Origin of the sequence: Maribacter sp. 1_2014MBL_MicDiv (assembly GCF_001865655.1) — a bacterium.
Lineage (GTDB): Bacteria > Bacteroidota > Bacteroidia > Flavobacteriales > Flavobacteriaceae > Maribacter > Maribacter dokdonensis.
Genome location: NZ_CP011318.1, coordinates 4313178 through 4337156 on the forward strand (window position 1 = coordinate 4313178; position 23979 = coordinate 4337156).

General features: G+C 34.9%; 26 protein-coding genes. 18 read left to right on the plus strand and 8 right to left on the minus strand.

Annotation, left to right across the window (positions count from 1 at the left end):
- Positions 1-27: 27 nt before the first annotated feature.
- Complete coding sequence (locus YQ22_RS18335; protein WP_071342364.1) at positions 28-924, plus strand: lysophospholipid acyltransferase family protein; 897 nt, start codon at positions 28-30, stop codon at positions 922-924.
- A 68-nt stretch (positions 925-992) separates the two neighbouring features.
- On the opposite strand, the gene glmM is transcribed toward YQ22_RS18335, so the two are convergent.
- Positions 993-2381, minus strand: coding sequence for a phosphoglucosamine mutase (gene glmM, locus YQ22_RS18340; RefSeq protein WP_071342365.1), 1389 nt, complete (start codon positions 2379-2381; stop codon positions 993-995).
- A gap of 94 nt (positions 2382-2475) precedes the next feature.
- On the opposite strand from glmM, the gene YQ22_RS18345 reads away from it, so the two are divergent.
- The 4 genes from YQ22_RS18345 to YQ22_RS18360 all read left to right on the plus strand — a co-directional run bounded on the left by YQ22_RS18345 (position 2476) and on the right by YQ22_RS18360 (position 6047).
- Complete coding sequence (locus YQ22_RS18345; protein WP_071342366.1) at positions 2476-3069, plus strand: acyl carrier protein phosphodiesterase; 594 nt, start codon at positions 2476-2478, stop codon at positions 3067-3069.
- A 64-nt stretch (positions 3070-3133) separates the two neighbouring features.
- Complete coding sequence (gene ggt / locus YQ22_RS18350) at positions 3134-4825, plus strand: gamma-glutamyltransferase (protein ID WP_071342367.1); 1692 nt, start codon at positions 3134-3136, stop codon at positions 4823-4825.
- A 74-nt stretch (positions 4826-4899) separates the two neighbouring features.
- On the plus strand, positions 4900-5598 hold the full coding sequence (locus YQ22_RS18355; protein WP_071342368.1) for a hypothetical protein: 699 nt from the start codon (positions 4900-4902) through the stop codon (positions 5596-5598).
- A 14-nt stretch (positions 5599-5612) separates the two neighbouring features.
- Positions 5613-6047, plus strand: a complete 435-nt coding sequence (locus tag YQ22_RS18360) for a GNAT family N-acetyltransferase (protein WP_071342369.1) — start codon at positions 5613-5615, stop codon at positions 6045-6047.
- Here YQ22_RS18360 and YQ22_RS18365 read toward each other — a convergent pair.
- Positions 6044-6811, minus strand: a complete 768-nt coding sequence (locus YQ22_RS18365) for an XRE family transcriptional regulator (RefSeq protein WP_071342370.1) — start codon at positions 6809-6811, stop codon at positions 6044-6046. The two genes, YQ22_RS18360 and YQ22_RS18365, sit on opposite strands and share 4 nt — an antisense overlap.
- Positions 6812-6950: 139 nt before the next feature.
- On the opposite strand from YQ22_RS18365, the gene YQ22_RS18370 reads away from it, so the two are divergent.
- The 4 genes from YQ22_RS18370 (at position 6951) to YQ22_RS18385 (ending at position 10262) form a co-directional block, all read left to right on the plus strand.
- Positions 6951-8210, plus strand: a complete 1260-nt coding sequence (locus YQ22_RS18370; RefSeq protein ID WP_071342371.1) for a putative DNA modification/repair radical SAM protein — start codon at positions 6951-6953, stop codon at positions 8208-8210.
- Between the two features lie 208 nt (positions 8211-8418).
- Positions 8419-9195: a TIGR03915 family putative DNA repair protein gene (locus tag YQ22_RS18375; protein WP_071342372.1), complete on the plus strand. Its 777-nt coding sequence runs from the start codon at positions 8419-8421 to the stop codon at positions 9193-9195.
- Between the two features lie 62 nt (positions 9196-9257).
- Positions 9258-9719 (plus strand): DUF3291 domain-containing protein, encoded by a 462-nt coding sequence (locus YQ22_RS18380; RefSeq protein WP_071342373.1) that lies wholly within the window; start codon positions 9258-9260, stop codon positions 9717-9719.
- Between the two features lie 135 nt (positions 9720-9854).
- Complete coding sequence (locus YQ22_RS18385; protein WP_071342374.1) at positions 9855-10262, plus strand: OsmC family protein; 408 nt, start codon at positions 9855-9857, stop codon at positions 10260-10262.
- Positions 10263-10323: 61 nt separating this feature from the next.
- Here the strand turns inward: YQ22_RS18385 and YQ22_RS18390 are convergent, their stop codons facing one another.
- Positions 10324-11328 carry a sugar kinase gene (locus tag YQ22_RS18390; protein WP_071342375.1) on the minus strand — a complete coding sequence of 335 codons (1005 nt, stop codon included), beginning with the start codon at positions 11326-11328 and terminating at the stop codon, positions 10324-10326.
- 181 nt (positions 11329-11509) lie between these two features.
- On the opposite strand from YQ22_RS18390, the gene YQ22_RS19265 reads away from it, so the two are divergent.
- From YQ22_RS19265 to YQ22_RS18400, 3 genes are all read left to right on the plus strand, one after another.
- Complete coding sequence (locus tag YQ22_RS19265) at positions 11510-11884, plus strand: hypothetical protein (protein WP_198033498.1); 375 nt, start codon at positions 11510-11512, stop codon at positions 11882-11884.
- Position 11885: 1 nt separating this feature from the next.
- A complete protein-coding gene (locus YQ22_RS19270) occupies positions 11886-12152 on the plus strand; it encodes a GyrI-like domain-containing protein (RefSeq protein WP_198033499.1) in 267 nt (88 codons plus the stop codon).
- A 119-nt stretch (positions 12153-12271) separates the two neighbouring features.
- The gene (locus tag YQ22_RS18400) at positions 12272-13312 is read left to right on the plus strand and encodes an alpha/beta hydrolase (protein WP_071342376.1); all 1041 of its coding nucleotides are present in this window, start codon (positions 12272-12274) and stop codon (positions 13310-13312) included.
- 17 nt (positions 13313-13329) lie between these two features.
- Here the strand turns inward: YQ22_RS18400 and YQ22_RS18405 are convergent, their stop codons facing one another.
- Positions 13330-13860 carry a hypothetical protein gene (locus YQ22_RS18405; RefSeq protein ID WP_071342377.1) on the minus strand — a complete coding sequence of 177 codons (531 nt, stop codon included), beginning with the start codon at positions 13858-13860 and terminating at the stop codon, positions 13330-13332.
- Positions 13861-14021: 161 nt separating this feature from the next.
- On the opposite strand from YQ22_RS18405, the gene YQ22_RS18410 reads away from it, so the two are divergent.
- Positions 14022-15065: a ThuA domain-containing protein gene (locus YQ22_RS18410; protein ID WP_071342378.1), complete on the plus strand. Its 1044-nt coding sequence runs from the start codon at positions 14022-14024 to the stop codon at positions 15063-15065.
- A gap of 11 nt (positions 15066-15076) precedes the next feature.
- On the opposite strand, the gene YQ22_RS18415 is transcribed toward YQ22_RS18410, so the two are convergent.
- Entirely contained in the window at positions 15077-15544 is a 468-nt protein-coding gene (locus YQ22_RS18415; protein WP_071342379.1) for a hypothetical protein, read from the minus strand.
- A gap of 136 nt (positions 15545-15680) precedes the next feature.
- On the opposite strand from YQ22_RS18415, the gene panB reads away from it, so the two are divergent.
- The 3 genes from panB to YQ22_RS18430 are packed head-to-tail and all read left to right on the plus strand — an operon-like array spanning position 15681 to position 17781.
- Positions 15681-16499, plus strand: coding sequence for a 3-methyl-2-oxobutanoate hydroxymethyltransferase (gene panB / locus YQ22_RS18420; RefSeq protein WP_058102919.1), 819 nt, complete (start codon positions 15681-15683; stop codon positions 16497-16499).
- An 18-nt stretch (positions 16500-16517) separates the two neighbouring features.
- A complete protein-coding gene (locus tag YQ22_RS18425; RefSeq protein ID WP_071342380.1) occupies positions 16518-17216 on the plus strand; it encodes an RluA family pseudouridine synthase in 699 nt (232 codons plus the stop codon).
- Positions 17217-17247: 31 nt separating this feature from the next.
- Positions 17248-17781 carry a DUF4252 domain-containing protein gene (locus tag YQ22_RS18430; RefSeq protein WP_232231241.1) on the plus strand — a complete coding sequence of 178 codons (534 nt, stop codon included), beginning with the start codon at positions 17248-17250 and terminating at the stop codon, positions 17779-17781.
- Positions 17782-17786: 5 nt separating this feature from the next.
- Here YQ22_RS18430 and YQ22_RS18435 read toward each other — a convergent pair whose 3' ends face one another.
- Positions 17787-18647 carry a DMT family transporter gene (locus YQ22_RS18435; protein ID WP_071342382.1) on the minus strand — a complete coding sequence of 287 codons (861 nt, stop codon included), beginning with the start codon at positions 18645-18647 and terminating at the stop codon, positions 17787-17789.
- 15 nt (positions 18648-18662) lie between these two features.
- A complete protein-coding gene (locus YQ22_RS18440; protein ID WP_071342383.1) occupies positions 18663-20207 on the minus strand; it encodes a hypothetical protein in 1545 nt (514 codons plus the stop codon).
- A 145-nt stretch (positions 20208-20352) separates the two neighbouring features.
- Between YQ22_RS18440 and YQ22_RS18445 the strand changes: the two genes are divergently transcribed.
- Together YQ22_RS18445 and leuB are read left to right on the plus strand one after the other, a co-directional pair.
- Complete coding sequence (locus YQ22_RS18445) at positions 20353-21525, plus strand: 2-isopropylmalate synthase (RefSeq protein WP_083414300.1); 1173 nt, start codon at positions 20353-20355, stop codon at positions 21523-21525.
- A gap of 2 nt (positions 21526-21527) precedes the next feature.
- Positions 21528-22646, plus strand: coding sequence for a 3-isopropylmalate dehydrogenase (gene leuB, locus YQ22_RS18450; protein ID WP_058102924.1), 1119 nt, complete (start codon positions 21528-21530; stop codon positions 22644-22646).
- Position 22647: 1 nt separating this feature from the next.
- Here the strand turns inward: leuB and YQ22_RS18455 are convergent, their stop codons facing one another.
- The gene (locus YQ22_RS18455; protein ID WP_071342384.1) at positions 22648-23871 is read right to left on the minus strand and encodes a TlpA family protein disulfide reductase; all 1224 of its coding nucleotides are present in this window, start codon (positions 23869-23871) and stop codon (positions 22648-22650) included.
- Positions 23872-23979 lie beyond the last annotated feature (108 nt).

Consider the following 23979-nt stretch of genomic DNA (forward strand, 5'->3'; position numbering starts at 1 on the left):
GTTATATTTGCCCATAATTTTTTCAGCATGCAACTATTGGCCTTTGTTTTGATTTATCCTTTTTTATGGGTTGTTTCCATTTTGCCACATCGTTTATTTTACGGGTTATCAGATTTTGCCTGCTTTTTCATTTACCGCGTTTTTGGTTACAGAAGAAAGGTTGTTCAAGAGAATTTAAATTTGGTCTTTCCCGAGAAATCCAAGAATGAAATAAATCGTATTGAAAAAGACTTCTACAAACATTTGTGCGACACCTTTCTTGAAATGGTCAAAACCATGAACCTCAGTAAAGAGTCCGTTGCTAAAAAATATCAAATAGTTAATCCGGAAGTTTTGCTTGAAATTGAAAAAGAGCGTAGCATCATTATATTATGCGCACATTACGCCAATTGGGAGTGGAACGTAAGCATAAATAATTATGTACATTCCAAAGGCTATGCCGTTTACCAAAAAGTAAACAATTCTTATTTTGACAATTTTATTAGAAAAGTAAGAGCCAGATGGAACACCACATTAATTACCCAAGCACAAACCGCTAAAACGGTAATTAAAAATTTCAGAAATAACGTAAGGGCAACTTACGGTATGGTAAGCGACCAATCTCCACAAGCTCATAGAGCTCATTATTGGACCGATTTTATGGGAATTACCGTACCCATATTCAACGGAGGTGAAATTTTAGCGCGCAAAACAGGATTGGCCACGGTCTTTTTAAAAGTAAGCAAGGTGAAACGAGGTCATTACAAAGCCGAGTTCATACCTATTGCCCTAAACAGTAAGGAAACCAAGGAACACGAGATAACCAACACTTTTCTTAGACTAACAGAAGAACAGATAAGAGAAAAACCGGAATATTATCTATGGACCCATAAACGTTGGAAACATAGAGATAAAAAAGCGGCGGCTTTTGCAGAAGTAAATTAACATGCAACAAAAAATAAACCCGAAAGTAGATTGTTTACTTTCGGGTTTTTAAATAGGTATAACTAAAGCTATAAACCTGCAATAGATTTTATTTCACCAATTATTCTATCTGCCAAATCATTGGCTTCGGTTTGGCTTTTAGCTTCCGTATAAATTCTTATAATAGGTTCTGTATTGGATTTTCTAAGGTGTACCCAGTTCTCTGCAAAATCAATTTTAACACCATCGATAGTAGATAATTCTTCATCGGCATATTTTTCCGCCATTGACTTCAAAATTCCGTCTACATCTAAACCTGGTGTAAGCTCAATCTTCTTTTTGCTCATAAAATAGCTAGGATAGCTTGCCCTTAATTCTGCAACAGTACCACCTTTTTCAGCCATTAACATTAAAAACAATGCGGTACCCACCAAAGAATCTCGACCATAGTGACTCTCTGGGTAGATAATACCTCCGTTACCCTCACCACCAATTATAGCATTATTGCTCTTCATTTTCGTTACCACGTTCACTTCACCAACTGCCGCAGCCTCATAGGTACCTCCGTGTTTTTGAGTGATATCACGTAATGCTCTTGAAGATGATAAATTAGAAACCGTATTCCCCTTGGTCTTACCAAGCACGTAATCTGCACAAGCAACCAAAGTATATTCTTCGCCAAACATTTCACCATCATTGCTAATAAAGGCCAAACGATCAACATCTGGATCTACAACAATACCAAAATCCGCATTTTCCTTCACGACTAGGTCACAAATATCTTTTAAGTGCTTCTTTAACGGTTCTGGGTTATGTGGAAAATGACCCGTTGGCTTGCAATATAGCTCAACTACTTCTACTCCAAATTCCTTTAATAATTTTGGAATGGCAATACCTCCTGTAGAATTCACACCATCCACAACAACTTTAAACTTTGCTTTTTTAACGACTTCTGCATCAATCAAAGAAAGATTCAACACTTCATCGATATGGATATCTATATAACTATCATTCTTGTTTATCTGCCCTAAATCATCAACATCAGAGAAATCAAAATCTTCTTTTTCCGCAATTTCTAAAATTTTAGCACCTTGGGCGGCATCCAAAAACTCCCCTCTTTCATTGAGTAATTTCAAAGCATTCCATTGCTTAGGGTTATGACTAGCGGTTAGAATAATTCCGCCGTCCGCCTTTTCCATAGGTACCGCTATTTCTACTGTTGGCGTTGTTGACAAATCAAGATCAACCACATCTATACCTAAACCTACCAAAGTAGATACAACAAGATTTTGAATCATTTCACCAGACAAACGAGCATCACGACCAATTACCACTTTTAACTTTTCTTTTTTAGAGTATTCTTTTAACCAGACCCCATAAGAAGCAGCAAATTTTACTGCATCGATCGGTGTAAGGTTGTCTCCTGGCTTACCTCCTATTGTTCCTCGTATTCCTGATATGGATTTTATAAGTGTCATATTTCTTAATAAGTTTTTGCAAATATAAACGGTTAGTTTTTACCACTATTGCGCTTCTTTGTAAATTCGACTTTATAAGCATAAAAATAACAGCGTGAATTTTTTAGCACATATCTTTCTATCATTCGGAGACAAAGAAATCACCATTGGCAACTTTATTGCCGATAGTATTCGCGCCAATAAATTTCAACACTTACCTACAAAAGTTCAAAAGGGCATAAAACTACACAGACATATTGACACCTATACAGATGCCCATAGTATCCCAAAGATTAGCAGTAGAAGATTGCATGCCAATTATAGTCACTATAGCAGAGTTATCGTAGACATCTATTACGACCATTTTTTAGCTAAAAATTGGTCCAAATATTCTGACACACCTTTAGACATATTTGTAGAAGATTTTTACGACCTCTTGGAAGATAATTATAAAATTTTACCTGAAGGTGTAAAACGCATGATGCCGTATATGATTTCTGACAATTGGCTTTACAACTATTCTAAAATGGAAGGCATTGGCAATGTACTGAATGGTATGAACCGAAGAACGAAAAACAAATCTAAAATGAATTTTGCCATTATAGACCTAGAAGAACATTATGATTCTTTTGAAAAAGAATTCACCGAATTTTTTGAAGAGTTAATTACATTTTCAAAACATAAGTACATATCGCTATTAAATAAATAATTTACTAAAATTCTATTTATCAAAATATTAAATACATTTAATTAACCTAAATATTTAACTAACTATGAACCATCTAAAATTAGCCATTACACTGATAGCTTTCGTGATTTTTGGCAGCTGCAAAGAGAATCCACCCGCACCAACCGGAACAGTTACCAGCAAGGCAATGGTTGTTTCAGCACGTGAAGAAGCTTCAAAAATAGGAAGCGACATTATGCAAAAAGGAGGTAATGCTTTTGATGCCATGGTTGCTACGGAAATGGCTTTGGTAGTTGCTTATCCTTTTGCCGGAAATCTAGGTGGCGGTGGCTTTATGGTCTATAGAAAAGCAAACGGAGAAACAGGAGCTCTAGATTACCGTGAAAAAGCTCCCCTATCTGCCCATAGAGACATGTATTTGGATTCCCTGGGCAACGTAATACCAAACAAAAGTACTTTAGGAGCAACCGCAGTTGGGGTACCCGGCACAGTTGCCGGTATTATAGAAGTACACAAAAAATTTGGTTCATTACCTCTTGAAGAGATTATGGCCCCGGTAATTGCCCTGGCCGAACGTGGTGTAGTGGTTACTGCAAATCAAGAAAAAAGACTTGCCAGTCAACGAGATAAGTTTATAGAAGTAAATAGTGATAGCACCAAATTTGCTACTGAATTCAAAGAAAACGATACTATTAAATATCCTGCATTGGCAAAAACGTTTAGAAGTATCGCCAAAAATGGCAGAGATGGTTTTTACAAAGGTGAAGTCGCTCTAAAATTAGCAGCGTTCATTCAAGAAAAAGGTGGATATATTACAGAACAAGACCTAGAAAAATACCAAGCAGTATGGAGAGATCCAATTACGTTTGACTATAAGGATTTACATATTATTTCAATGAGTCCGCCTAGTAGCGGTGGGGTTACCATAAATCAAATTTTTAAGATGATGGAGAAATATGATGTTGCGGAATTTGGACATAATAGCCCTAAAATGGTACAACTATTTACCGAGGCATCTAGAAGAGCTTATGCGGATAGAAATTACTTTTTGGGTGACCCCGATTTTGTAGATATACCTTTTGACCGATTATTAAGCGAGGATTACCTAAACGAAAGAATGGCTAATTTTTCTTTTGATCAAGCCACAAAATCTTCCGAGGTACAACATGGCAATATTGAAATTGTTGAGAGCATGGAAACCACGCACTACTCCATCATAGACCAAGAAGGTAATGCGGTATCCGTTACAACGACTCTCAATGGTGCTTACGGCTCTAAACTTTATTCAGATGAGCTAGGCTTCTTTTTAAATAATGAAATGGATGATTTTAGCGCAAAAGCAGGCGTACCAAATATGTTTGGACTGGTAGGTGCGGAAGCAAACAGTATTGCTGCTGAAAAGAGGATGTTGAGCAGTATGACCCCAACCATTGTTGAACGTAATGGTAAGCTTTGGATGGTTGTTGGCACCCCTGGAGGTTCAACCATTATAACCGCCGTAGCCCAGACTATTTTAAATAGTTATGAATTTAAAATGAGCATGCAAGATGCTGTCAACGCACCAAGATTTCACCATCAATGGCTTCCTGATATGGTAATTTTTGAACCAGACGGTTTTTCTACCACTCTTACAGATGAGCTTAAAACAAAAGGGTATATTATTAACGAGGAAAGAACACCCATTATAGGCAAAGTAGATGCTATACGTGTTTTAGACAACGGCAAGCTTGAAGGAGGTGCAGATAAACGCGGTGATGACGCTGCAGTTGGGTTTTAGATGTATCTAAAAATTATAATTTTAGCAATTAAATATTATTATAATAAATTTTAAATCAATATCTTATAATACATATGATAAAGAAACTATTTAAGTTTATTGGAATACTTGCACTAGTGCTTGCCATTGGTTATGGTGTATTATATTATTTATATAATGAACCCCTACCTACAGGAGAATCTGGTCCGGAAGCAGATGCTTTAGCCTATAGAATGTTAGATGCCCTTAATTACAAAAATTATAATAATACCAATGTCTTGGATTGGTCTTTTCGTGGTGACCATCATTATAAATGGGATCGAAGAAAAGAAATTGTCTCCGTTTCATGGGATGATATCACGGTACATTTAGACCTGATCACCCCTTCTTCCAGTAAGGCTACAATCAACAATTCAAGTGCCTCTTATGAGAAAACTAAGGATTTAATAGAAAAAGCCCAAAGCTATTTCAACAATGATTCTTTTTGGTTAGTAGCCCCTTTTAAAGTTTTTGACCATGGAACAGAACGTTATTTAGTAGACCTAGAAGATGGTTCTGAAGCATTATTGGTAACCTATACCCAAGGCGGAGATACACCTGGTGATTCTTATATGTGGATCATAGAACCTAGCGGAAAACCAAAAAGCTTTAAACTTTGGACCAAGATCATTCCCATAGGCGGAGTTGAAGCTACGTGGCAAGATTGGACAAAAACAGAAAGCGGAGTATTTTTACCTACCCTCCATAAACTTGGTCCTTTATCTATATCTATGGGAGAGGTTGTGGGTAAATAATTATATTTTAAACTATGGATCTAATCATTAAACTAATCACATTTAACGAAGTAACAGCAGATTTACAATCTCAACTTACGGAATTATATAAAGAGCTCAATGCCGCAATAACTCAATTGGACCTAGCATCCGCTCTATCGGATTACAACACCACAGATGTTGTCGTTTGTTTGGACAAGGAAAAACTGGTTGGCATAGCCATGATGGCAAAATATAAAGTAGTCTCTGGCCATAAAGGCATGATTGAAGATGTTGTAGTTTCTTCGCAATATAGAGGACAGGGTATAGGGAGAAAACTAATGAAAAAATTGCTTGAACACGCAAAACAAGAAAAGCTTAGTACGGTACTATTGTTTAGCGGACACCATAGAACAGCCGCCATTTCACTCTACAAAAGCTTAGGATTTAAACTAAAAGAAAGCGGATTATATGTTAAACCAATTCTTTAGTTAACTTTCTTAACATGCTGTAATTGATCTTTTAACTCTTTCATAGACTCTTGTAATTGTCGTAACAATCCACTATCGGTAGTTGCATCAACATTAAAAGTTATCTTACTACTAACTTCCCAAATTTCTTGTATTTGAAAAGGCTTAATATCATAAGGAGGATAAGTTTCATTTAAAGAAACCAGCGTGATGTTATTTGAGTTAGGTCGTTTCTCTATCTTCTTTACCATAATGGAATCTTGCAAAACAACGACATACATTTTATTTGCACTTACATAATCTATGTGTTCAATAGCTCTAGCCAACACCCATTCACCCGGATGTAAATTAGGCAACATACTATCTCCTTCTACCTGAAACCCTCTATAGGTTGCATTTCTAAATTCTGGAATAGGCAAATCAAATGCTGGCAATTGTTTATACCAACTGGTATCTGAAATATTTTGCGGATACCCTGCTGCTGCCTTGGCGTTTACCAAAACCATATTGTCCCGGTTGGCAGAATCAACCGTAACTACTTTTGGTATGACACTGGTTTTTGATGTTTCCAAATACTGCTCTTCACTTTCCCCAAACAACCAAAGAGGATTGATTTTAAATTGTTTTAACAACTCTAATACTACTTTACCTGAAAGTTTTGTTCTTCCACGTTCTATATCTGCTGTGGTGTTCGATACGCCGATTAGTGAGGCAAATTCCGCTTGGGTATAACCCAATTCCCTACGTAAATCTGTAAATCGTTTTAACGTCAATTCATTTTCCATAGTAAGTCATTTTCTATCAAGACATTAACTTTCCTGACACCTCAAATATACTAATTATGGATTATATCCAATTAATTATTTGGATTATTTCCATAATTAGGAATATTTCCATAATTTTGGATTAATTACAAATAGAAATATGGATTTTAACCGAATAAAAGAAAAACTGAACATATTAGCAGATGCCGCTAAATACGACGTTTCTTGTTCTAGCAGTGGAAGTAACAGAAAAAACAAGAATAATGGTCTAGGCGATACCGGTAATGGTATTTGCCATACTTATACTGAAGATGGGCGATGCGTTTCATTGTTAAAAATCTTATTGACCAATCATTGCATTTTTGACTGCGCTTATTGCGTTACGCGAAAAAGTAATGATATTAAAAGAGCTGCTTTTAAAATTCAAGAGGTAGTAGACCTTACCATCAACTTCTATAGAAGAAACTACATTGAAGGTTTATTTTTAAGCTCCGGTATTTTCAAAAGCGCAGACCATACCATGGAGCGTTTAATTGCAGTAGCTAAAAAACTACGTGAAGAAGAAAATTTTAATGGATACATTCATTTAAAATCCATACCAGGTGCAAGCGATGAATTAATGTATGAGGCCGGTTTATATGCTGATCGTTTATCGGTCAACATTGAAATCCCCACTATTTCCGGCCTTAAACTTTTGGCGCCAGACAAAAAACATGAAGATTTCATTAAACCTATGCAAAAGGTAAAAGATGAAATTATACGCTACAAAGAGGAGAAGAAAATTATTAAAAGCACCTCTAAATATGCACCCGCCGGTCAAAGTACTCAAATGATTATTGGTGCTACAGGCGAAAGCGATAAGGACATCATGTATTCTGCCACCCACTTTTACAAAAATTTTAAAATGAAGCGTGTGTATTATTCTGGCTACGTACCTATATCCAGTGATAGCAGATTGCCCTCTTTGGGTTCTGAAGTACCAATGTTAAGAGAAAATAGATTGTACCAAACAGATTGGTTACTTCGATTTTATGGATTCAGCGTAAATGAAATTTTAGATGTCAACAACCCCAATCTTGATATGGATATTGATCCTAAATTAATGTGGGCGCTACGTAATCTTAATCATTTTCCTATTGATATCAATAAAGCAGAAGCCCGAATGTTAGCACGTATACCAGGCATAGGAATGGGTTCTGTACATAAAATAATAAGTGGCAGGAAATATAGAAATCTCAACTGGGAACATCTTAAAAAAATGGGAGTAGCCCTAAATCGTGCTCAGTATTTTATCATATGCAATTCTAGTGATTGGGAACGTAGAGATCTTGATGCCAATAAAATAAAAGGTATGATTTTACAATCACAAAATAGCAAGTATAAAAATATACATAGCAATCAACTATCCTTATTTAATTAAAGTAACCATTTAATAAATTAACACATTTTGGAAACCCTTGACAACACCTTAACCACTTCTCATATTTCGATTCTGAATACCATAATTGCTCGTGTTCAAAGTAAAATATTATGCATTGGATACCATTTGGTATTTATAAAAAGTAAAATTAAAAAAAGACTTAAAATAATTTCTAGAATCTTTTTCTTCAACTTTTAAAACTATAGGTATGAACGCTTCTAAAACCTTAATTTACGATGGCAGTTTCAACGGATTTTTAACTGCTGTATTCACCGGATTTGAGCAGAAATTAACGCATGCAGATATTCAGAAGAACAATCAGCTACAAAGCGGACTTTTTGCAGAAAATGAAACCATTTTCACCAATGTTAAAAAAGCACAACGAGTATGGAACGGTGTTCAAAAAAAGAGTTATACAGCAATAAAGAACATCTATTTTTCCTTTCTAAGCGAGCACAATAATATTGAAGCCCTACTCTATCATTATATTCTAAAACTTATGGGCAGTAAATATTACGGTTCTGCAGATTTTAGCGATGACGGAGTTTTAAAAATCAATCAACTTGCACATAAAGTAGGGAGAGAAAAACACCGTATGGAAGCTTTTGTACGTTTTCAACTAACAAAAGACGATGTCTATTTTGCAAACATAGAACCAGATTTTGATGTTATACCTTTAATCTCCAAACATTTTAGAAATAGATACGCAGACCAACAGTGGATCATTTATGATGTAAAACGTAAATACGGAATCTTCTTTGATTTACACACTGTTGAAATCATTTCGCTTGATTTAACCAATATACATTCAAATACACTTAAAAAAAGTTCTGTGTTCACCGATGAAGAATTTGAATATCAGGACCTTTGGAACAATTATTTTAAAAGTACCACCATTAAATCTCGTATTAATACAAAACTACATGTGAAACATGTACCTAAGCGTTATTGGAAATACTTATCGGAAAAGAAAGAAGCTGTTTAGTATTATTTATCTAATTCATATATTGTAAGTTATAGTCTTTAAATGTATTCTAAACAAATATTATGTTAGACAAAAAATACCAGTTAGCACAAATCAATATTTCACGTATGATAGGAGTGAATATTAATGATCCTATTATGAAAGAGTTTGTTGATAACTTAGACAAGGTTAATAATTTAGCAGAACATAGCGAAGGGTTTGTATGGCGACTTAAAGATGAAAATAACGACGCAACAAGTTTCAATCCTTATAATGACGAGCAGGTAATCATTAATATCTCGGTATGGGAATCTATAGCATCTTTAGAAACCTTTGTTTTCAAAACCTTACATACAGATTTTCTAAAAAGAAGAAAAGAATGGTTTCAAAAATTTGGAAAAGTCTCTACTGCTATGTGGTGGATTGCTGAAGGAGATTTTCCAAGCGTGGAAAATGCAGTTGAACTATTAGATTATTTGCAGAAAAACGGACCTTCTCAGAAGGTTTTTAATTTTAGAAACAAATACGCACCACCTACTCTATAATTATGTTTAAAAAAAACATTTTCTAAAGACGAACCTGATTAGTATGATATAAATCAGCTGTTAATTCTATAATTCAATATAATTTTGAAATAGCTAACTGAATGTCACATAAAGTACATTTTTTATTATTTCAAGATGAATTATAGCATACTTGCCACTTCCCAATCAAAGAACGATGCCACCATCCATGTAAAAGAATCCGTTATTGATTTTGGGACAACCGCTAAAACGACAAATACACTCCCTAATCCAGCGGAACTATTTTTGAGTTCGTTTGCTGCCTGTATGCTCAAAAATGTGGAACGTTTTTCTATGATGATGAAATTTGATTACCAGAAAACATCTTTAGAAGTATCTGCGGTAAGACTAGAAAACCCCTCAAGAATGAATGAGATTGAGTACTCTTTAACCATTTATAGTGATGATGAAACAATAAATATATCGCTTTTAAAAAAGAATATTGAGAAGTATGGTACCATTTATAATACCATAAAACAATCATGTACTATAACCGGCAGCATTAAAATAACCGCGACTAACTAACGTGTAAACGATAGTATTTTATTTGATAGAACCGCTTTAATTAATCTTGGAAAAATAGCATTTACCGAACCAACCTACCTGTTAGATTTCCAGCAATAATATTATTCACCTCGCTCACCGTCGCAAAATTAACATCCCCTTCATACGTATGTTTTAAAGCACATGCTGCGCTTGCAAATTCCATAGCCTTATAATCATCATATTGCTGAAGTCCGTAAATTAACCCTGCAGCAAATGCATCTCCAGTCCCAATACGATCTACAACATGTGTAATATCAATATCTTCAGTTTCCCTAAATTCTTGACCGTTCCACATTCTAGCTCTTATTTTGTGCCATGATGAATTTAATGAAGTTCTAATTTTATCAAAAACCTTTTCAATACTCGGAAATTCAAGAATCAACTGTTTACTTGCTTCAATGAAATCTTTATTATCATAGCCAAAGTTTGTTCCTAAAACTTCATTAATTTCATTTACTCCGCCTATAAAAATGGTTGAGTAATTTAAAAGATCAATCAATGCTTCTTTAGGATCTTGTCCATATTTCCACAGTCCACTACGGTAAGTTGGATCTGCAGAAACCGCCATCCCTTTTTCTCTTGCCAGTTTTAAACCGTCTTTTAGCAAGTCATAAGCACCTTTTGATAGCGCAGGTGTTATACCGGTCCAATGCATCCATTCACCATTCTCTAAAGCCGTTTCCCAATTTACCTTAGATGGTTCAATTTCTGAGAATGCCGAATGTGAACGGTTATAAGAGATCATACTAGGTCTAATTACCGCACCTACCTCTAAAAAGTAAACGCCAAGAGGTCTTTTTGATTTTACGATAGCGGAAGTATCTACACCAAATTTTTGAATATAGGTCATTGCTGTATCACCAATAAAATCATCTGAAACGGCACTAATATGCTTTACTTTTCCTCCAAAATTAGAAATGGATATACCAACGTTCAGTTCTGTTCCTCCAAAATAAAATTCCACAATATTAGATTGCACAAATTTCTTATTGCCGCGTGGTGATATTCGCATTAAAACTTCGCCAAATGTTATTACCTGTCCCATAAAATAATTTTAATCCTAAAATAACCAATGATTATCAAAAAACTATAGTTCCAAAAAAATATATCAAAACTAGGCTGAAATGAGACATAACTTTCTGTTTAATAATCACTGCGGTTACTTTTATAATTCATTTAGATATTTTTAAATGCAACCTTAATACATATTTATTTACTTTGTTTATATGGCGCACTCCCTTAAACACGAATGGCGAAAAAAAGAAAAGAATATTTACCTTCCTAAAAAGGAATCTGTACTTATAACCATTCCGCAATTTCAATATATCACGATTAAGGGTTCTGGTTACCCTAACAGCAAACTTTTTCAAGAACACATACAAGCTTTAATAAGTACGGCTTACACAATTAAAATGAACCTAAAACAAATGGAACTATTACCAAACAATTATATGGATTGGACAGTTTACCCTTTAGAAGGTTTTTGGGACATCTCTGAAAAAGCAAAATTAAATTTCACCGGAGAAATCAATAAAGATGAATTGGTTTTTGAGTTAATGATACGGCAACCCGCTTTCATTACAAGTGATTTCTTTAAATGAAATGCTTGAACTTGTAAAGAATAAAAAGCCTCAAAAAGTGCTTGACAAGGTAAAATTCAAGACAATTGATGAAGGTGATTGTATTCAAATGTTGCACATGGGCAGTTTTGACAAGGAAGACGAAACATTTAAAATAATGGATACATTTGCCAAGAATAAAGGGCTTAAGAGAAAGTCTAAAGTCCACAAAGAAATCTACTTGTCCGATTTCAGGAAAATGCCTGAAAGTAAGTTAAAAACAGTATTACGGTTTACAACCGAACCTTAAATCTTAATAGAAAATAGTAAATATCGAATTTTTATTAAACTTAAAAATGCACACAACATAATTAAAAAATTGCTCACATCTTTGTATCTTAAAGTATTCATCATCATTCCATCCTTAAAATGCTTTTAAAACCATTACCACTTAGTGTTATACTTTTATTATTTAATATGGTTGCTGGTCAAACCAAAATATCAGAAGAACAATTTATAACCATTGGTGGTATTGAACAATGGATAACAATTAACGGCAACGATATCACCAATCCAATTATTTTATTTGTACACGGTGGACCGGGTAGTACAATGAGCCATTACAAAGACGAGCCATTTACCAATTGGGAAAAAGAGTTCACCCTTGTACATTGGGACCAACGCGGGGCCGGCAAAACATTTGGAAAAAATGCTCCTGAAGAAGTCAATGAAACATTTTATCAGAATAACCCGCTTTCCATTGCAGAAATGACCGATGATGGTATTGCGCTCTCAACATACTTACTTGAGCGCTTTAACAAAAACAAAATCATACTAATAGGTACCTCTTGGGGATCAATTCTTGGTACCTTAATGGCTCAAAAGAATCCAAATTTATTTCATGTGTATATTGGCCATGCACAATTTGTCCACTTTTCAGAAAACATTAAAAATGCCTATTCAGAAGTGCACCAAATAGCACAAGCAAAAAAAGATGAATCCATAATTTTAAAACTTAAAGATTTAGGACCACCTCCTTATTCAAAAGCCAAAACCTATGGTCAACTATTACGTATAACCAAACAGTATGAAAAAGAAAACGCTGCCCCTGCTCCAAATTCATGGTTCAAAATAGATCCTGCATATGAAAACAACCAAGACAGTAAAGACCGCTACAACGGAGATGATTATTCATTTTTAAACCTTGTTGGCGATGTGGATCTTGGCATAAAATCAATGGTGCAGAACATTAATTTCAACAAAACGGCACAATCTTTTCACCTACCTGTCATCTTAATACAAGGTGAAGGTGATATTCTTTGTTCAAAAAAATTAAATCAATCTTATTTTGAAAAAATCAGGGCTCCAAAAAAAGAATATGTTTTAGTCTCCAATGCAGCCCATGGTTTAAACGAAGCTATTGTTAAAAAACAATATGAAATCTTAAAATCACTTTATATCCAGAAATAACATTTCCATTGAGCAGCTTATTTGCTCCCCTTATCACCCACAAAATGATCACTTTTAGCTTTAAACAATACATTAAAGGTTGTTAGACTACCATAGATACGGGTAATGTATTGTTGAAGATCTATCTTCTCTTGATCATCTAAATTTTTACTGGAATTTATTTTTTGCTCCATAACCCGTATTCGATCACGAACCATCACTATTTTATGAAAAAAAGTATTTATAGGTATCTCTTTATTACTTAAACCAGCCTCACCTGGTTCTAATATTAAATTACCACCTTTCCATTTATCGGCTATGGCAACACGCTGGGTAGCGTCGCTCCATTTTTGTAAAATGGAGACCAATGAACTTTCCACGTCAAAAAAACTAACCGTATCCACTTCATTTTCAATTGCCTCTATTACCTCGTAGTCAGAATCTATATCAATAGTTTCTAAACCACTATCCATAAATGTCACCCAATACATATTACTGGATACGTTTGTAATTACACCATTACCAAATTCCGTATGTGATATTCTAGAGCCTATTCCTAATATTTTCATTGTTTTCAACTTTTATGCATCGCTAATTTAAGATCAGTTTTGATGATCAGCAAATAAGAACTTACTTTTTACAATCAATGAAGTCAATATTGATTTTTGTTATCTAGTCTACTTCATGTACATTTAGTGACAATATTTGTACACAACCTTAATCCATCAACATGAAAAATATAATGGCAATTGCCTTTTTTAGTTTTCTATTTATTTCTTGCGGAGAAAAAAAGAAAGAAATAGCCGAACATATACAGTCACCTAAAAAAATAAAAGCCCTTGTTATTGACGGACAGAACAACCATTACGTGTGGCCAAAAACAACGATGATGATAAAGGACTATTTAGAACAGACCAATTTATTTACAGTAGATATTGAAAGAATGGACTCTATATGGTTAGGAATAAAATATAATAAAACACGCCCCGAAGCTTATGAATCTTTTATTGAGACCTATCCTTTGAAAGATAAAACATATCAAATTTCTCACAGCCCTATTAAAACATCGGACTTTTCATTCAATTTTGATAATTATGACGTTATCATTTCCAACCTTGGTGCCGATTCTCCTTTATGGCCCGTTAAAACTAGGGAAGCTTTTGAAAGTTATATGAAAAATGGCGGAGGACTTGTGGTTATACATGCTGCAGATAATGCATGGGGAGAATGGGGAGAATACAATAAAATGATTGGATTAGGTGCATGGGGTGGCCGTGATGAAAAATCAGGACCTTACGTATACTATAATGAACAAGGAGAAATTATAAAAGATACCGTAGTTGGTGTTTGCGGTTCTCATGGACCAGAATACGAATTTCAAATTACTACAAGGGCAGCGGAACATCCTATCATGAAAGGTTTACCTGAAAAATGGTTGCACACACCAGATGAAATGTACGAACGTATGAGAGGACCATTTGAAAATGCGACTATACTAGCCACGGCATATGCCGATGTTGAAAAGAATGCTCCACCATGGGACCCCAATGTTACCGGCTTAGGACAACACGTACCACAATTAATGGCTATTAATTATGGTAAGGGTCGTGTTTTTCACTCCACACTAGGACACTTTGATTATTCTATGGAATGTACAGGTTTTATAACTACCCTTCAACGAGGATCTGAATGGGCGGCAACGGGAAAAGTAACACAGGAAATTCCTAAAGATTTCCCTTCAGCCGATGCCTCAAATTCTAGACCTTGGAAATAGTATATGATCATTTACTCAGAAACCGGATCACAGTCCTCTCTTCTTCTAGAATCTATTAGGTAGATTATTTTCCAGGCATCTTTCTCTTTAAACAACTGAAATGAATTAACACCACAATGACTGAATTCACCTTTGTACCAAAATTCGTACGGCGCCCAAACATGGGCCATGCCGCCATCTATTTGAATTTTGTAGTCTAGTACTTTTTCGTGAAAGGTAATGGAATCAGGCGTGGTAATCATAAAATTAATTATGTCATTAAAGTTATTATCCCGAATACTCATTTTACCCAGCACATTTAAATTTACAGTTTGCATTTTAACATCGGGGTTAACAACGCCTTTCATGGCAAATTCATTTTTGCCATTAAAAGCATAAAAAAAAGTCTCAACGGCATACTTAACCTTTACCTCTTCGTCTATTTGCGCATTTACTGCATTTATCATAAAAAGCATCAATAGCAAAGAGAAATATTTCATTGGGATTCTTTTGAAAAGTTATTTACGGTAAAAATAGGTAAAATATGAATGATGACTTTTCAAATGGATTCTAATTAGGGAGTGCTTAGTCTCATTAAAACTCCTTACTTTTATGGCGCAAAACCAAAATTAAGTTATGTCAACAGCTAAAAAAGAATACAAAAGAGTTACGGTCAAATCTTTAGTGGATATGAAGAAGAACGGAGAAAAAATCTCCATGCTTACAGCATATGACTATTCAATGGCCAAAATTGTAGATGCTGCCAAAGTCGATGTTATTTTGGTTGGTGATTCTGCCAGTAATGTCATGGCGGGTCATGAAACTACTTTACCTATCACTTTAGATCAAATGATTTATCATGCTTCTTCTGTTATTAGAGCTATTGACCGTGCGTTAGTGGTTGTAGATTTACCTTTTGGAAGCTACCAAAGCGACCCTAAAGAAGCTTTACGATCGGCAATTAGAATTATGAAAGAAAGTGGTGCACATGCTGTAAAGCTTGAGGGTGGTGCAGAAATTAAGGAATCCGTTAAAAGAATACTTGCAGCCGGTATTCCGGTAATGGGCCATTTGGGCCTTACACCACAATCCATCTATAAGTTTGGAACATATACCGTTCGTGCCAAGGAAGAGGAAGAAGCAGAGAAATTAATGGAAGATGCCAAACTACTTCAAAAACTGGGTTGCTTTGGTATAGTTCTAGAAAAAATACCTGCAATGCTCACAAAGCAAGTCTCTGAAAATTTGACCATACCTACCATAGGTATCGGTGGTGGTAAATATGCAGATGGTCAGGTATTGGTTGTTCATGATCTTTTAGGAATGACACATGAATTCAACCCACGTTTTTTACGTAGATATATGAATCTTTATGAAGAAATGGGGAATGCCATCTCCAATTACGTCAGCGATGTAAAAAGTCAAGATTTCCCTAATGATGACGAGCAATACTAATTATTATCATCATATTCTTTGTCAAAAAAAACACATTCTACCGTAGACAATCTTCAAGTACTTTTTGAAGACAATCACCTTATCATCATTAATAAGCGACCTGGTGATATTGTACAGGGCGACAAAACCGGAGACCAACCTCTTAGCGATACCGTTAAGGCATATTTAAAAATTAAATACAATAAACCTGGTAATGTATATTTAGGTATAGTTCATCGTTTAGATAGACCTACATCTGGTATTGTGGTGTTTGCAAAGACATCAAAAGCGCTACCAAGATTGAATAAGATGTTTGCTGAAAAAGATGCAAAGAAAACATATTGGGCAATTGTTAAAAATAACCCTAAAGAACCGGAAAAAAGACTGGTTCACTGGATGAAAAGAAATACAAAGCAAAATAAATCTTACGCAAACATTAAAGAGGTTCCCGATAGTAAAAAAGCGATGCTTACCTACAGAACCGTAAAAAAGCTTAACCATTACTTTCTTTTGCAGATTGATTTGGAAACAGGTAGACACCACCAAATTAGATCACAATTAAGCGCTATTGGCTCGCCAATTAAGGGCGATTTAAAATATGGTTTCAATAGAAGTAATGATGATGGCAGCATACATTTACACGCCAGAAAATTACGTTTAATACATCCTGTAAAAAAAGAACCTTTAGAGATCATTGCCCCACCGCCAAATGACCCTATTTGGAATGCATGTCTTTAATTTCACTATTTTTAGGGAAAACACTACTACCATGTTAAAGAAATTTTCGATTTTAAGCGTTTTCTTACTAATTACGTCTTGCAGCAGCTATAATTCCATTGATTCATTCTACAACGCTCACAAAAACGATAATCAGGTTACAGCGATTCGAGTACCACAATTTATGCTTACCATGAACAGTGAAATTTCACCAGAAATGAAAGCTGTGGTAGGTAACACCAAAGATTTAAGATATATGCAATTCCCTAGTACAACTACTAGTCGCACTCAATTTTTAAATCAGCAGATGAATGGTATTACCGGAAATTCATTCATAGAGATATTTCGTAAGAACGATGAACTTAAACGAAATGTAGTATCTGTTCGTGAAAGAAAAAATTTAGTCAAGGAAATACTGATTTACAATAACAACAACCAAACCGGGTCCTTTTTATATTTCAATGGAAATTTTGATCCTGCAAAGGTTAGGGAAATGGCAAAAAACGAGCAATTCACTAAATTCGGAGATAATATCATTAATCAATTTGGAGCAAGTACACCTGGCATCAACTCCCAGAACAAATAAGTTACTTAGGCAGCTTTTTTTGAACGTATACTTTCTATAACTACAGAACTTAATATTAGTATACCTCCAATAATAGTTGTGCCCCTTGGTATTTCAGAAAGAAAAATTGCTCCTATTATAATCCCGTAAACAGGTTGAATACTACTCAAAATACTTACCGTAGTAATATTAAAATGTTTAAATGTCATTAAAAATAAGGTATGCCCAATAGCTGTAGTCAATATAGCTAAGGCCACAAGCACGTGCCACTGAGCCACAATGGCCCATGAAGTAACCGTAAATAAAAATGGAAATAATAGCACCCCAACTATTGCTGTTTGGTAGGTCATTAACATTGACCCATTATACTTTGAAACTTTCTTTTTTAAAAGAATGTTTCTTAACGCATAGGCCAAAGCAGAAAACACACCAAAGCCTATAGCTATTGTATATGAATCTTCAAAATTTAAAGTTGGACTAAGAAAATACATTCCGGTTAACACCAGAACAGCCAGTAAAATATGTACCAGCTGAAATTTGGTTTTTAAGAGAACTGGTTCTAGCAAAGCCGTAATTACAGGATAAGTGAAGATAGATAGCATGCCAATGGCTACGTTGGATAATTTTAAAGCATAGAAATAGGCGATCCAATGAGTGCCCATTAATAACCCACTTAATAAGATAACCCTTGTATCTTTTTTATCTATTTTTAAACCAAACCCCTTCCATTTACAATACAAAAACAATGCAATAAATGCCAAAATAGCCCGCGCACCTATTGCCACTGGCACCGGCAACTGTACATATCTACCCAATGCCCCAGATGTGGATATAAATAGCATGGCCAAATTGATTTCCAATAAATGTTGAAAATGGTTATTTTTCATTTTCTCATCACTTTCTTATCGTGTTCTTGCCAAGGCTTTTTCACGTATAATTTCTGAAACTGATTTATTCTGTAGGTGACTTTCTAACCAAGACAGGATATCTAAATATAAAAATGCTCTTTTCTCATATGGATGATGCTCATATTTTTTAAGCTCCGTATACAATTTCTGAAACTCCGACTTCAATTGGTTTGGATAAATACCACCAAGACTTCTTAAGAACTTTATCATCTCCTTTTGTACGGCATGCATATCGTTCATTTTTAAGAGAAACTTATATGTACTCTTTAATTGAATTTCCAAATGATAGTCCATCCCTGCCTCATAATGAGCAACTAAACTTAAAACCCTAGCAAAGCACATTAAATCTTCACGCATTTTTAAATTCTTGTTATCAATGATTTTTTTCAAGTATTGAATACACATTTTATTGTCACCAATTCCAAAATACAGACATGCTATTTTATAATACAGAACCATTACATGATGCACATCTATCCTATCTCTGTGCTTGTTAATTCCGTATTCAATAATTTTTACCAAATACAATCCTTTTTCAAAGTTGCCTTCCAAAAAATGCAAATTCAATTTGTTGGCATTTAAATACATAAACGCTAATGAATTGATATTGTCGTTATCTGGAAAGTTCTTTTCCTTAATGGTAGTTTCTAAACGCTCAAGCACTTCTTTGAATTGAGAACTATATTGCACATAAAAAAGAGATTCTAGCAAATAATGATTGCCTTTTAAGAAGAATACCGGGTTTAAATAGATCATATCTTTATGATCATAAAAAAGATCTACCCATTTGCTAGCATATTTAAAACAAGACAAGAAGTCTTGCGTTAAAAAACTGTACCATAAGTGGGCCTTGTACAACCATAATTTTTCCCTAAAACCTAAGTCTTCTATGTTGTATAACGGTAAATGGTCATTAAAATAGGTTTTTACCTTTTGAAAATCTTCATTACTTCTAACGTAGCCAACCTTTAACATCATCCCATAAAGTTGTAATGAAAGGTTAGATAGCTTACTGGTCATAACATTATGCCCAGACAATTCTTTTGCCTGTATTGCAAGTTCATCTGCACGATCAGGAATACTACGGGTTATATATTGCGTTTCAATGATTTTTTCCAACTCAACTATCTCATAGGCAATATTCTTCTCTTCATTTTCAATTGCTATTGCTTTTACCTTATCCAATATTTTCAGGCTTTGTTTATAAAGGCCTTTCTGATATAGAATTGTAGCAAAATCCAATTGCTCCCTTATTTGAACCCTTATATTCTGGTTAACCGGATTTAATCTAAGGCTCACCAAAATCTGTTTATATAGATGAGCTTTTAGGTTAGAAAGCTGAGCTTTTTTAACAATCCCACTTTCTAGTATTGTTTTCTCATCATATTGTTTAATTTTATCCAATAAATTGAACAGAGCTAAAAATTTGGCATCGGTATTCACACCTAATCTACCCACGTAAAGCTTGAATTGACGCTTCTCAGATTTAGAAAGTGATTTAACCAGAACGAACAAAGCATCTTTATGCGCATTTGTCATCGTAAAAATAATAGTTTAAAGAATTGTAATTCAATGTTTTATATACCTAAAAAACTGACTTAACGTTGTAAACATGTTCACAAAATTAGTATGTTTTGTGTTTTAGGTTATATATTCGTTTGACGAGTAAAACTACGTAAATTATATGAGTAAAGATATCGTACAAATATTTGACACTACTTTAAGAGATGGAGAACAAGTACCTGGCTGCAAACTAGACAGGGAACAAAAATTGGTCATCGCTGAACGCCTAGATATTTTGGGTGTAAATGTGATTGAGGCCGGTTTTCCCGTATCTAGTCCAGGAGATTTCCAATCTGTGGAAGCTATATCCAAACTTGTAAAAAATGCAACTGTTTGTGGCTTAACAAGAGCGGTAAAAAATGACATTGAAGTAGCCGCGGAAGCACTTAAGTATGCCAAAATACCCAGAATACATACAGGTATAGGCACATCTGATTCTCATATAAAATTCAAGTTCAACTCAAATAGGGACGCTATAATAGAACGTGCAGTGGCTGCGGTCAGTTATGCCAAAACTTTTGTAGAAGATGTTGAATTCTATGCTGAAGATGCCGGTAGAACGGACAATGAGTTTTTAGCTCGTGTATGTGAAGCCGTAATAAAGGCAGGAGCCACTGTATTGAATATACCTGATACCACTGGTTATTGTTTGCCCGATGAATACGGAGCAAAAATGAAATACCTTCGTGAAAACGTAAAAGGAATTGAGAAAGCAACACTTTCTTGCCATTGCCACAACGATTTAGGTTTAGCGACCGCCAATTCAATTGCAGGTGTCATCAATGGTGCCAGACAAATAGAATGCACCATAAACGGAATTGGAGAAAGAGCTGGTAATACTTCTTTAGAAGAAGTGGTCATGATTATGCGTCAGCACCCGGATTTAAATTTAGACACCAGTATAAACAGCAAATTGTTATACGACACTAGCTTAATGGTTTCCAATAAAATGGGAATGATGGTTCAACCGAACAAAGCGATTGTTGGAGCCAATGCCTTTGCCCACAGTTCTGGAATTCACCAAGATGGAGTAATTAAAAATAGGGAGACCTATGAAATTATAGACCCTGCAGATGTAGGTGTCACAGAATCTTCAATTGTGTTGACCGCCAGAAGTGGTAGAGCAGCCTTGGCTTATAGAGCAAAAATTGTGGGTTACGAATTAACCAAAACACAACTAGACCAAGTATACCAAGAGTTCTTGAAATATGCCGACGTTAAAAAAGAGGTTAAAGACGATGACATTCATCAAATAATTGAGACCTCAAAAATAGATATACAAAGTATAAGCTAATTATGCATTTAGACATTGCTGTTTTAGAGGGAGATGGTATTGGACCAGAGGTTGTTGCACAATCTATAAAGTGCCTGCGTTCTGTTGAAGAAACTTTTGGGCATAGTTTTACATTTAAGAACGGTCTAATTGGTGCATCAGCCATTAAGCAGACAGGCAGCCCTTTACCTAAAGAAACTTTAAAACTTTGCAAAAGTACAGATGCTACTCTTTTTGGTGCTTTGGGCCTTCCTGAATTTGATGACAATCCTAAAGCCAAAGTATGGCCAGAACAAGGTCTTTTGAAATTACGGAAAAAATTAGGGCTGTTTGCAAATATTAGACCCGTAAAGGTGTTCCCTTCATTGGTTAGGCAATCACCACTTTCAAAGACACAAGTTCAAAATACAGACCTAATTATTTTCAGGGAATTATCAGGCGGAATCTATTATGGTAACAAATCCAATGATGAAGACAAAAATTCAGCAACGGACACTTGTACTTACACTGAGTCTGAAATCAGTAGGATAGCCCACCTAGCCTTCAAATCTGCCAGGTCAAGAAAGAAGAAGGTAACATTGGTTGACAAGGCTAATGTTCTTGAAACATCTCGTTTATGGAGACGCGTAGTTCGTGCTATTTCTGAAAGTTATCCAGATGTGGAATTGAATTGCCTGTTTATTGATAATGCTGCGGTTCAGATGATTTTAAACCCATCACAGTTCGATGTTATATTGACCGACAATATGTTTGGTGATATACTATCTGACCAAGGAAGCGTTATTGCCGGATCTATTGGGTTACTGCCTTCTGCTTCAGTTGGGCTAGAGCATGCCATGTTTGAACCTATTCATGGATCCTACCCTGATGCAGCCGGTAAAAACATTGCAAATCCAGTAGCCTCTATTTTAAGTGTCGCAATGCTATTGCAACATTTTAAAATGAACGAGGAATCTGATGCAGTAGTAGCAGCGGTCTTAAAATCTTTTTCTAAAAAAATAGTAACACCAGATATATTAGGAAGCTCTAAATATGGAACCAATTATGTTGGTGACTTTATTGCCGATAATATTATGGAATTAGATGGTAGTTTTAATATTAACGATGAAAACATAGGCTTAGGTAAATCTACCATTATCTAAGCTACTCATTATTTAGTTGGGTCACCAATTCATTGAACTCCTTTTTAAACTCAATATACTTCTCCCCTGTTGCCGGCCCGTTGAATCCGGTATGAATTTTCCTAACATTACCTTTTTTATCGATAAAAATGGTTGTGGGATACGACAGCACATGATTAAGCATAGGTAGTTTTTCTTGAGCTTTTAATTTATCGTAAGTACCATATTGCGCAAGTAAAATTGGGTAACCCACCCCTATTCTATCTTTTAGACGCTGAATGCCTTTAAAGGCTTTATTTTCTGTTTTTGCCGACTCAAAAGCTAGCCCTATGACTTCTATATCTTTATTTTCAGCCATATATTCCACTAGAAACTTTGTTTCATCTAGACAATTTGGGCACCAGGTTCCCATTAATTGCACAATAACGACCTTGTTATGAAATCTATCATCTGACAATGAAACCTTATCGCCATTACTATCCGGAAAGGTAAATGCCAATTTATCATAACCTTCGTTCAAAAATGTAAGTGAATCTGGATCCGGAAGTTCAAAATCATCATTTCTAGTTGCCACAAATGACTCTTTAAAATGATTTCCAGAATAGAAAACACCATTCATACTAGAGTCCGTAACTTTTGCGGTAAACAGAAAAGCATGGGCACCATCAAATGCAGATAATTTAAGAGAATCGCCATCCATTACACCATCTAAAAACCTATAGTCTCCCGTAGTGGTTCTAAACGTTCCGGTTACCTTATGTCCTTCCTGTAAAAAAATACCTTTACCTACGTATTCTTCTTCCAAATTAGGACTAAAATAAGTTTCCCATATGCCGGTAACGTTCTCCTTGTCTTTCTTATTTGCAACCTTAAACCTTTCCTTAACACCATGAATTGCCTTAAAGGGAACTATCCTATCTAGACTTTCCTTAATAAATTGTCCCTCAATGGTACTATCTGTAAAAGTGCCCGCCAAATATCCTTCAAAAACCGGTGTATACATAAAAATAGAATCTCCCTTAATTTCCACTTCATCTATTCGTATAACTTCATCGGCATTCAAAATATTCATTTCATAATCACCGTTTATGTTCTTTTTAACTTTTAAGTTAAAAGGTAACACTTGGTTATCCATTACTTCTAGCTCAACCAACCAATTGCCCTCAGCTAAGTTTTTAACCGCCTTTTCTTCTTTACAACCTACTAATACCATGAACATAAAAAGTACTGCAATACTTATTCTCATATTTTATTATTTAAAGAACTTCTAATAAACAATTAAAAAGGCAGAATTAAAAATTAAAATAAAGACTTCATAGCTTATTGAATGTATTAGGGCATTGTTTTATCTTTG